Origin of the sequence: Roseomonas indoligenes (genome assembly GCF_017813365.1) — a bacterium.
In the GTDB taxonomy this organism is placed as follows: domain Bacteria; phylum Pseudomonadota; class Alphaproteobacteria; order Acetobacterales; family Acetobacteraceae; genus Roseomonas; species Roseomonas indoligenes.
This window is the reverse complement of record NZ_JAGIZA010000027.1, coordinates 39,634-50,009: the sequence shown is the minus strand read 5'-3', so window position 1 is coordinate 50,009 and position 10,376 is coordinate 39,634. Positions and strand designations below refer to the sequence as shown.

Genomic DNA, 10,376 nt, shown 5'->3' with positions numbered 1-10,376 from the left:
GGACAGCGTCTGCGGGTGCGTCGCCGCCCCTGTCAGCACCGTCACCACCTCGCCCGGCTTCAGCGCCGACAGCGTCAGGACCTTCCTCCAGGCCTCGATCATGTCCGCATCGCTGATCGCCATCGGCTCTGCCTTTCCGCTGAAACTAACTGAGCGTACAGTTATGTTCGAAGAGACGGGAAGTGGATTTCTGCCGCCGCCGCGGAACTTCCCGCAGCCCTGCCCCACCATTCGCCTATCTTGCATGCACATGGCAGGACGGGTGACCATTTCCTGCACAACACCCAGGGACACCCCATGGACCAGCACTTCTACGAACCCCGCCTCGGCCATGGCCTGCCGCATGATCCCTTCAAGGCCATCCTTGCCCCCCGGCCCATCGGCTGGATCAGCTCCGTGGACCCGGACGGCCGGGTCAACCTCGCCCCGTACAGCTACTTCAATGGCTTCGGCTCCGCCCCGCCGGTCGTCGCCTTCGGCAGCGAGGGCCGCAAGGACAGCGTGCGGAACATCGAGGCGACCGGCGAGTTCGTCTGCAACTTCGTCACCCGCGAGTTGGCGGAAGCGATGAACCAGAGCTGCGCGCCCCTGCCCCATGGCGTCTCGGAGTTCGAGCATGCCGGGCTGGAATCCGCCCCCTGCCGCCTCGTCCGCCCCCCGCGCGTCGCCGCCTCCCCCGCCGCGCTGGAGTGCCGGGTGCTGCAGGTCATCGCCCCGAAGGATCTGGACGGGAACGAGATCGGCACGCACATCGTCCTCGGCCAGGTCGTCGGCGTGCACATCAACCGCGCCTACCTGAAGGACGGCATCTTCGACACCAAGGCCGCCCGCCCCATCGGCCGCTGCGGCTATCGCGGCGACTACGCGGAGATCGGCGAGATGTTCGAGATGATCCGCCCGACCTTCCCCTGATGCGCCTCACGCTGGAACAGCTCCGCGTCTTCGTCGCGGTCGCGGAGCGCCAGCACGTCACCCGCGCGGCGGAGGCGCTGCACCTCACCCAGTCCGCCACCAGCGCCGCCATCGCCGCCCTGGAATCCCGCAGCGGCCTCCGCCTCTTCGATCGCATCGGCCGCGGCATCGCCCTCACGGCCGCCGGCCGCGAGTTCCTTCCCGAGGCCCGCGCCGTGCTGGCCCGGGCGGAGGCGGCGGAGACCGTGCTGGCCGATCTGGCCGGACTCGGCCGGGGCACCCTGCCCGTCCATTCCAGCCAGACGATCGCGAGCTACTGGCTGCCCCGCCACCTCGTCGCCTTCCGCCGCGCCCATCCCGGAATCGCCGTGCCTTTGGCCATCGGCAACACCGCGCAGGTCGCGGCCGCCGTCGGCGCCGGCACCGCCGAGCTCGGCTTCGTGGAGGGCGCCGTGGAGGATCCGCTCCTCGTCGCCCGCACGGTCGCCACGGACCAGCTCGTCATCGTCGTCGCGCCGGGTCATCCCTGGGCGCAGCGCCCGCCCGCCGGCGTCCCGGCTCTCGCGGCGGGCGAATGGGTTCTGCGCGAACCCGGCTCCGGCACCCGCTCCGCCTTCGAGGAGGCCCTCCGCATTGCCGGCCTCGATCCGCAGGCCCTGCGCATCGCCCTCGAGCTGCCCTCCAACGAATCCGTCCGCGGCGCGGTGGAGGCCGGCCTCGGCGCCACCGCCCTCTCCGCCTCCGTCGCCGCGCCCTCCATCGAGGCCGGGCTGCTCCAGCGCGTGTCGCTGGACCTGCCCGGCCCGACCTTCCAGCGCGCCTTCCAGGTGCTGCGCCATCGCGACCGCGCGCCGAGCCGCGCGGCGGAAGCCCTGCTGGCGCTGCTACCCGGCGGCTGACTGCGGTCCATCCCCTGCGCCGGAAAGAGGATGGCCCTCATCGCTCACGCAGTCCTCCGTCCATCTCGCGGAAGACCTCGTGCCGCCGAACTGCAACGCGCCATCCTCATCACAAGACTTCGCAAGCAACGAGGGCGGAATTGCTGATTCTTGTGCGCGCAAAGCTGATGCCATTCGCGCGCATTGCTGCTAGGGTCCTTGACATCATGAATCAGCCCGCCGCTGTCGATCACGGTCAAGACGCGCTGCAATCCGCAGCCCCGATCCGCACGGCGGCGTGGCGGGACAGCTTTCTGCGACGCGCCGCCGCCAGGGCCGCCTATCCGCTCATCTGGGCCATCAACCGGCCGTCAGCCGCCGTGCTGGCCCGGGCGATCTACGATTTCGCCCTGCGCTGCAACGGCATCGCCATCAACTTCAAGGGCCAGCACGGCCTGAACAGGGCGGAGGAACGCTTCCTCGACAGCGTCGCGCCGCGTCTGCAGGGCGGCGTCCTGCTCGATGTCGGCGCCAACTACGGCTCCTACGCCGATTACCTCTCGCGGATCGCGCCGACCGCCCGCATCCACGCCTTCGAGCCGCATCCCCGCACCTTCAAGCGCCTCGCGCAGCACCTGTCCGGCAAGGACGTTACCCTGGTGCAGCAGGCGCTCTCCGACCAGCCCGGTGAGCTGGAGCTGTTCGACTTCGCGGATGGCGATGGTTCCACCCAGGCCAGCCTCAGCCAGGAAGCCGTGGGCTTCTTCGCGGACCGCATGGTGCGGCACGCCATCCAGAGCACAACTCTCGACGATTACATGGAGCAGGCGGGGATCGACCGCGTCGACTTCCTGAAGATCGACACGGAGGGCTTCGACCTCAACGTCCTGAAGGGCGCCCAGCGCGCCATCCGGGACCGGCGCATCGGGATGATCCAGTTCGAGTTCATACCCGCGAACATCGCCACCCGCGTCACCATGCGCGACTTCTTCGCCGCCCTGCCGGGCTACGAGATCCACCGCCTCTGCCTGAACGGCAGCCTACTGCCGCTTTTCCCCTACGATGTGAAGCGCTGCGAGATCTACGTCACGCAGAACCTCATCGCCCTCCCCGCCTAGGGCGGCGGCAGGCGTTCCGGCCCCAGGCCGAAGCGATCGCGGTAGTCGCGCACCAGCTCGCGATCGGAAACCGGCGCCCCTTCGCGCAGGCTTCCGAAGAACCAGCATCCGCCGGCGGCATCGGCGCCGTGCCGCAGCGGCCGGTCCAGCAGGCGCAGCATCGGCGTGGAAAGCAGCCCCATGACACGGGCCGCCATCCTCCACCGCCTCCTCCCGGACATGGCCTGCAACGCCGAGCCGAAGGTCCAGGCCGCCACGCTGCCTACCCCCATGGCGATGCCGGCCGCTATCTCGTCGAACTGGCGGAACAGGCGCCGGTGGCCGATCGGGGTGAAGCGCGTGAAGTCGTAGGCGCCCATGTGCACGGGCTGCAGGAAGGGCGTGACGGCGTAGACGAACCCGCCCCTGTCCAGCACGCGGCGAAACTCCTGCGCGCAACGCCAGGGGTCGGCGACATGCTCCAGCACGGCCACGGCGATCACAAGGTCGAAGCTTCCGTCGGGGAAGGGCAGGTCGTGCGCGTCCGCCACCGCATCCACGGCGGGGCCGAAGGCCACATCCGTGTTCAGCACGCGATCCTCCGGCCCACCGAGGCGCAACCCGCCGGATCCGATGACGAGAACGCGCGGCCGCGGGCGCAGGGCCGCGACATAGGCGATGGCATCGTCCGCGTCGGGGTGGCGGATACTCGAACCCGCATCGCCGAGGCGCCGCGCCGCCCGGTGGTACAGCCGCCGCAGCCCGCCGGAGCGGTCGCCCTCCCGCCCGTAGCTCGGCCCTTCATAGCCCGCGCCCTCGCTGTAATCGGCGATGGCGAAGGCGGAGCGCTCATCGTTGATCAGCACGGGCACGCCGCCGACCACGGGAAAGATAGCGCCGCAGCCGCAGCAGCGAAGCGACGTGCCGGCCGCCTCCAGCGGCCGGCGGTCCTTCGGGCAGGCCAATAGAAAGCCGCGCAGGGTCGCGGGCTCGGCCGTCACCTCGTCGATCATGGGTTCATGCTCCGCCAGATCAGCCTGGCATGGGCCTGGAACATGGCTTCTTCGTCGTAGTCGCGCTCCGCCTTCGCCCTGTTCGCCCCGCCGATCCGGCGGCGCAGCGCGGCGTCCCGCAGCAGCGGCCGCAGCGCCTCGGCCAGGTCGGCGTCGGTGCGGGCCGCCACATGCGGCGCGTTGCTCTCCGACAGCATGGCGCGCACGTCGCCGACCTCCGTCGTCGCCACCGGCAGGCCGGTCGCCATGCCCTCGAGCACGGAGAAGGGCATCTGCTCGGTGTCGGAGGAGAGGCAGACGACATCCATCGCGCGATATGCCGCGGCCGGATCCGGGACATGGCCGGCAAAGCGCGTCACGCCGGACAGGCCGAGTTCCCCGGCGAGCGCCTCCAGCCCCACCCGTTCCGGCCCGTCGCCCACCAGGACCAGGCGGAACGCCACGCCATCCCGCAGCAGAATGGCCGCGGCGCGCAGCAGGCGCCCGAGGTTCTTTTCCCGCCGGAGCGCCGCCACGGCACCGATCACCGGCGCATCCCCGTCCAGGCCGAGATCGCCCCGAGGGCCGTCGGGCCGGAAGCTCCGCAGGTCGATCCCGTTTGGGATATGATGCAGCCGCTCCGGCGGCAGCTTCCAGATGTCCTGCGCCGCGCGGAGCAGCGTCAGCGACGGCAGCAGGACGTTGCTCTGCCGCAGCGCCACGCGCCGGGCCATGATCCGGCGGCCGAACTGGGCGCTGCTCTCCTCCGGCCCGAACCCGTCCTCCATGTGGAGATGGGGCATACGGACCGTCAGGCGATTGGCGATGGCCCACTCGATGCTGCCCCAGTTGCTGGTGACGAGCAGGGCCGGCCTCAACCGGCGCAGCATCGCGGTGATGCTCGCCAAGCGCTGCACCGGGCCCGGCGAAGCCTTCCAGGGCGGCCCTTGCGTAGAGAAGCGGACACTATCGCCAAGCCGCTCCGCGCAGTCCGAACGACCATCCATCGCGACGACCACGTGCCGCCAGCGCGGGCCGAAGCGGTTCGCCAGCGCCGCGAAGCGCACCTGCGCGCCGCCGACCGCGAAGCTGGGAAAGACGTGCAGCAGCAGCGGCGCGGTCGCTGCCCCCGGCTCAGCCTCGTCCAGGAACGTCGTTGCCTGCGGGGTCACGCCGCAGGCTCCGGCGCTGCGGTTGCGGCGCGGCTGGCGTCAAGGCGCCGCACTTCCGCGGCCGCGAGCAGCGCGACGCGGCGCGCATGACCGCCCCAGGTCAGGTCGCGACGCAGGATCTCCTCCCGGGCCGCATTGCCCAGCGCATGGCGCAGCGCCGGATCACCCGCCAGCCGCATCGCGGCGCGCCAGAGCCCGTCCGGATCGGCGGGATCGAAAAGAAGGGCGGTGCGGCCGTGCTCCAGCAGCTCCCGGATATTCGGCTGGTCGGGCGCGACAATGGGGCGCCCCGCGGCCATGTATTCCAGCACCTTCAGCGGGCAGGCATAATCCACCGCCGCCGGCTGGAGCGCGATGTCGAAGCCGGAAACGACGCCAGGCACATGATCCCGCTCGACAAGGCCGCTGAAGCGCACCCGGTCCGCCACGCCGTACTCCGCAGCCAGCCGTTCCAGCCCTTCCCGTGCCGGCCCCTCGCCCACCACGTGCAGCACGGGCCGCAGCCCCGGCCCCGCATCCGCCAGGGCGCGCACCACGGAGGCGAGGCCGTGCCACTCCCGCAGGAAGCCGATGAAGCCCAGAACGATCTCCCCGCCCGGCGGCCGGTCGGCCGGGGCCGGGAAATCCTCCGGCACGATGCCGTTGGGCACGACCGTGATCCGCCCGGCCGGCACCCCCGCCCGCATGACCCGCGCGGCGAGCACGGCCGTGACCGGCAGAACCCGGTCCGCGCGGCGCCACACCAGGCGCTCCAGGAGGCTGGCGACGGAATGCAGCGCCAGCCCGCCGAAGCGCGCGCGCTCCTCGGCCAGCGGCGCGTTCACCTCCAGCAGCAGCGGCAGCCCGCGCCGCGCCGCGACGAGCGTGCCCGCGAGGTGGAAAAGGTTGGCGCGCTCGTAGATCGCATCCGGCCGGAACTCGGCGGCGGCGCGATCGAGACGGATCGCCGCCGGAACCGCATAGGCCAGCTCCGCCAGCTCGCCGACCCAGGCCGGCAGCCATCGGCGGATAAAGGACACGGCCCGGCTGTCCCCGCCGAGGGAGCCGCGCTCGAAGCCGGCGGGGCCGACGACGCGCACCGCGTGCCCCGCCCCGCGCAGGGCCCCGACAATGGCCTCCAGGTGCACGGCCTGCCCGTCGCGCGAACGGATCCTGTGGCTGTAGAGAATTCTCATGCTTGCTCTCCCCGCGCTTCCCCGGCCGGGGCCGCCTGCCGCCATGCCATGACCTGCCGCCGACCCCGCCCGGCGAGCTGGCGCGCCAGTTCCAGCACGCCCGCGGGGTGCCAGGGATCCGTGACGACCAGCCCCACCCGCTGGCGGCGCTGCCCGACCCAGAGCTGCTTGTAGGGATCGTCGCCTCGGCCGAAATCAAGCTCCGTCACGCCGTCATCCTCGATCAGCCCGCGGATCATCAGCGCCGTCAGCGCGGTCCCGGGCGATGCCGCCCGCTCCGCCTCGTCATGCGAAAGCTTCAGCAGGAAGGCGCGGCCGCCGGTGACGACCCAGTACTGCGCGGCCAGCGGCCGGCCGTCGCTCGCCCGGTGCAGCACGCCCAGCCGCAGCGCGCCGGCCACCGCGGCCGCCTGCATCAGCGCGGCGTCGAAGCCCGGCGCGGGCTCGGGCGGCTTCCAGCTGCGCTCCCGCACGGCGTGGTAGTCATCAATCGCGGCGTGCAGCGCGGCGCCCGGCGCGGTCACAAGGGTGAAGCGCGATTCCCGCGCGCTGCGGGCCAGCTTGCGCCCGATGGTGGTGCGGAGCGCCGGCGGCCGGCCGGCCAGGTAGGCAGCCCATCCGCCCCCCGGCGCCAGGGCATCCCACCAATTGCCGAAATGCCGGTAGCGATCCAGCGCGAAGCCGCTGGCGCGAAGCCCGCGGCTCATCCCGTCGATCACGGGGGAAGCCTCGTCCAGCGCCTCGAGCCGGGCCGGTGGGCGACCACGGAGAAGCCCGGCGAGGGACCGCCCCGCCTCGCGCAGCGCCGCGGCGTCCGTGCCGGGGGCGGGCAGCGGGTCCCAGCGCAAGGTATAGGGCGTCGCCAGCCCGCGCAGCCGCCGCCCCTCGGCCAGCAGGGGCAGCATCACCGCCCCGCACAGGGCGAGGACCGGGCTGGCCCCTGCCGGCACGGCATGGGCAAGCACGGTGTCGTACCAGCCCCGCCCTGCCAGGAAGTCGCCCCCCGGCGGCGCCAGATACCGGTCGCACCACCCGGGAAGCCGCGGCTCATCCAACCGGACCAGCCGGGCGTCGGCCCCAGGCCCGGCAGCAGCCCCGGCCTTAGCCACGGTCGCGAATGGCATAGACCAGCCTCCCCGCCCATTCCCGCAGCGCGAACCAACTATCGACGAGGCGGTCCACGCGGGGCAGCCAGTGCGGAAGGTCGAAGCGGGGTGCGGCCGCCAGGTCCGGCGCCTCCGGCACCGCTTCCAGCCCGGCCCTTGCGAAGGCTTCCAGCGCCCGTGGCAGATGCCAGGCGTGGCTGACGACGAAGGCGGCCTCGATCCCGTCCTGATGCAGCATGGCGGCGCTGAACACGGCATTGTCCCGCGTATCGGCGGCCCGCGCCTCCACCCAGCGCGCGGGAGTCCGGAAATCCTGCTCCAGGCTACGCGCCATCAGCGCCGCCAGCGGAGGATCGCCGGGCGAGAGCACGCCCCCCGTGACGAGCATCGGCAGGCCCGTGCGGCGTTGCAGGGCCGCCCCGGCGCGCAGGCGTTCCAGCGTCAGCGGCCCGACCTCCGCCCCGTGCTGGCCGTGCGTCACCTCGGCCCCGAGCACGATGATGGCCTCCGGCACCGCGTGCGACGTCAGCGCCGGCGCGGCCACCTCGCGCTCCAGCGAGGCCATGAGCAGCGCGGAGACGGCGGGCGTGGCGAGAAGCAGGAGCATCGTCGCGGCGACAGCGGTGCCGAGCCCCGCCAGCCGCGAGCCGCGCCAGGCCAGCAGCCCACCCGCCACGCAGGCGATGGCGAGCCCGAGCGGCGGCAGGCCGAGTGCGGTGAGAACCTGCTGAAGCGGGATCGCGCCGTCCGTCACGACGCCGCCGCCATCGCGGGCTTGGCGGCTTGCGCCGCGCCGAAACGCACCTCCCGCCAAGTGGTGTTGCGGCCGCCCACCTCTTCCCGGAAGAAGGCGTAGTACTCGTCCAGCCAGGCCAGGAAGCGGTCGCGCTGCGCCGCCGTGCGGACGTAGGGCGTGTTCCCCGGCTCCAGCGAGGGGGAGTGATAGGTAAGGACGAAGACGCGATGGCCCTGCGCCAGCATGGCGCGCGTCAGCCGCTTCGCCTCCTCCACCGTCATCCCCTCAGGACTCAGCCGGATGCGCTCCATCAGCCCCAGCCGGGCGGCGGCACCCGCCAGGCGCAGCCGGTCCGCCCCAGGGCGGAACAGGAACGGTGCCACCCGCCCGCCATGCGAGGCGAGGCGCCCGACCAGGGCCGCGGAGACCGGGATCTCCATCAGCGTCCGCTCCCGGTCCACCCAGTAGGGGCCGGGCGGGTTGGCCCAGGCGCTGGGATCGTGGCGCTGCGCCGCCGTCGGCCAGCAGGGGGAGACGCTGCTGTCAGCGACGTAGCCGAGCTGCTTCAGCACGTCCGCCGTGCGCGGGCCGACCCCGAAGCGCCCGGTCCGGTAGATCCGGGGCGCGATGCCGAAGGCGTCCTCCAGGGCACCGGTCAGGCACCGCGCCTTCTCCAGCTCCACGGTCGCGGGCAGGTTGCCGGCGAAGCTGTTGGCCTCGCCCACCGCCTCGGTGAAGGGCGGAGTGACCCAGGGATGCAGCTGCGCGCCCAGGTCGCAGAGCCCGTCCTGCAGCAGCTCCCGCAGCGGCGCCCGCCCGGCATCCTGCGACGCCACTGGATGGTCCGCTAGGTAGACCGGCACCACCCCGTGGCGGGAGAAGACGCGGTGGGCAAGGTGCTGGCTCCGCATGGAGGTGACATCCCGCGCATCGCGCGAGAAGGGGCGGGACCAGTCGAAGGCCTCCTCCGCATCCACCATCGTCACCAGCACCGGCCCATCCCCGGGACCGCCCCCGATCGCGTCCGCCGGGGCGTGGAAGCGGCTATCCGTGATGGAGGCCGTGCAGCCGAGCCCGCTCTCCGCCGCCTCGGGCCCTGCGGCCTGGTCGATGTCCGGATCGACGCCCGCATCCCCCAGCCCGTAGATGCCGAGATAGCGCGCCGCCACCTGGCGCATCCCGAACTGCCGCGCGCAGAGCGCCTTCCCCGCCGCACCCAGCCGGCGCCGCATCGCGGCATCCCCCGCCAGGCGCAGCACGGCGTCCAGGTAGCCTTCCCGGTCCTCGAACAGGAAGCCGGTCTCGCCCTGCAGCACGAAGCTCTCGTTCACCCCGGCCAGCCGCCGCGCGACCACGGGCAGACCGTGCGCCATCGCCTCCGGCACGACGGTCCCGAACCCTTCCAGCCGCGAGGCGAAGACGAGAAGGTCCGCCGCATCGAACCAGGGATGCGGGTCCAGCCTCTCCCCCGCGAGGACCACGGCCGCGCCGATTCCAGCCGCGGCCACCGCCTCGTCCAGCCGGCGCACATAGTCCGGCTCCAGCGGCGGCCCGACGAGAACAAGCCGCGCGCCGGGATGCCGCGCCAGCACGGCCGGCATCGCCTCGATCAGGAACAGCGGGTCCTTGCGGGCGCAGAGGCCGCCGACGAAGAGCAGCACGGGATCGTCCGGCCCGGCGTCGATGGAGCGTCGCAGGCGCTCCCGCATCCCCGGCGCCGCCTGCGGAACGGTGACGCCGCAGGGAACAAGGTGGCACCGCTCCGGCGCCGCGGCGACGGCGCGGGTCTGCTCATGCAGGCGGGGGCTGATGCCAACATAGGCGTGGAACAGCCGGAACCCCGCCGTGGCCAGCCGCCGCAGCCCGGGCCGGTAGTGGCCGATCAGCACGGGCAGGCTGTCGTCCAGCGTGGCGGAGAGCACAAGACGCCGTCCCGCAAGCCGGGTGAGGAGGTAGGTGACGAAGTACCAGTCCGCATGGGTGCGGAAATGCACGGTGTCGTAGCGCCGGAGGTTCCGCAGGAACCACCACGCGAGCCGGGCATAGTGCAGCACCGTCGAGACCGGCGCGGCGTTGAGGTAGGCCACACGCCGCAGCGTGGAGCAGAAACCCGCCGCTTCCGGCCCGGCCGGGCGCGGCGTGTGGGTGACGAGGAGTTCGTGCTCCACCGTCCCGTCCAGCTCCTGCATGACGGCGCTGCTGCGCTCCAGGAACACGCCCTCGCCGGTGAAGGCGGGCCGATAGTACTTCAGCACGTGCAGAACGCGGCGGGGCGGCCCCTTCATCGCCAATCTCCCCACGTTGTGCG

At 72.5% G+C, this 10,376-nt stretch carries 9 protein-coding genes; 3 read left to right on the top strand and 6 right to left on the bottom strand.

From position 1 onward, the window contains the following. Positions 1–297 precede the first annotated feature (297 nt). The 3 genes from J5Y10_RS25285 to J5Y10_RS25275 all read left to right on the top strand — a co-directional run bounded on the left by J5Y10_RS25285 (position 298) and on the right by J5Y10_RS25275 (position 2,908). Positions 298–912, top strand: a complete 615-nt coding sequence (locus tag J5Y10_RS25285) for a flavin reductase family protein (RefSeq protein WP_209376912.1) — start codon at positions 298–300, stop codon at positions 910–912. Beyond that, positions 912–1,811, top strand: a complete 900-nt coding sequence (locus J5Y10_RS25280) for a LysR family transcriptional regulator (RefSeq protein ID WP_209376911.1) — start codon at positions 912–914, stop codon at positions 1,809–1,811. The genes J5Y10_RS25285 and J5Y10_RS25280 overlap by 1 nt, the downstream gene beginning before the upstream one ends. A 206-nt stretch (positions 1,812–2,017) precedes the next feature. Continuing rightward, entirely contained in the window at positions 2,018–2,908 is an 891-nt protein-coding gene (locus J5Y10_RS25275) for an FkbM family methyltransferase (RefSeq protein WP_209376910.1), read from the top strand. Here J5Y10_RS25275 and J5Y10_RS25270 read toward each other — a convergent pair. Genes J5Y10_RS25270 through J5Y10_RS25245 form a run of 6 tightly spaced genes read right to left on the bottom strand, consistent with a single transcriptional unit; the run spans position 2,905 to position 10,353 of the window. Then, complete coding sequence (locus J5Y10_RS25270) at positions 2,905–3,900, bottom strand: class I SAM-dependent methyltransferase (protein WP_209376909.1); 996 nt, start codon at positions 3,898–3,900, stop codon at positions 2,905–2,907. The two genes, J5Y10_RS25275 and J5Y10_RS25270, sit on opposite strands and share 4 nt — an antisense overlap. Beyond that, positions 3,897–5,051 carry a glycosyltransferase gene (locus J5Y10_RS25265; RefSeq protein WP_209376908.1) on the bottom strand — a complete coding sequence of 385 codons (1,155 nt, stop codon included), beginning with the start codon at positions 5,049–5,051 and terminating at the stop codon, positions 3,897–3,899. Before J5Y10_RS25265 ends, J5Y10_RS25270 begins: the two co-directional genes overlap by 4 nt. After that, complete coding sequence (locus J5Y10_RS25260) at positions 5,048–6,226, bottom strand: glycosyltransferase family 4 protein (protein WP_209376907.1); 1,179 nt, start codon at positions 6,224–6,226, stop codon at positions 5,048–5,050. Before J5Y10_RS25260 ends, J5Y10_RS25265 begins: the two co-directional genes overlap by 4 nt. After that, on the bottom strand, positions 6,223–7,350 hold the full coding sequence (locus tag J5Y10_RS25255) for a GNAT family N-acetyltransferase (protein WP_209376906.1): 1,128 nt from the start codon (positions 7,348–7,350) through the stop codon (positions 6,223–6,225). The genes J5Y10_RS25260 and J5Y10_RS25255 overlap by 4 nt, the downstream gene beginning before the upstream one ends. Continuing rightward, a complete protein-coding gene (locus tag J5Y10_RS25250) occupies positions 7,328–8,086 on the bottom strand; it encodes a YdcF family protein (RefSeq protein WP_209376905.1) in 759 nt (252 codons plus the stop codon). Before J5Y10_RS25250 ends, J5Y10_RS25255 begins: the two co-directional genes overlap by 23 nt. Next, on the bottom strand, positions 8,083–10,353 hold the full coding sequence (locus J5Y10_RS25245; protein WP_209376904.1) for a glycosyltransferase: 2,271 nt from the start codon (positions 10,351–10,353) through the stop codon (positions 8,083–8,085). The genes J5Y10_RS25250 and J5Y10_RS25245 overlap by 4 nt, the downstream gene beginning before the upstream one ends. Between the last annotated feature and the right edge of the window lie 23 nt (positions 10,354–10,376).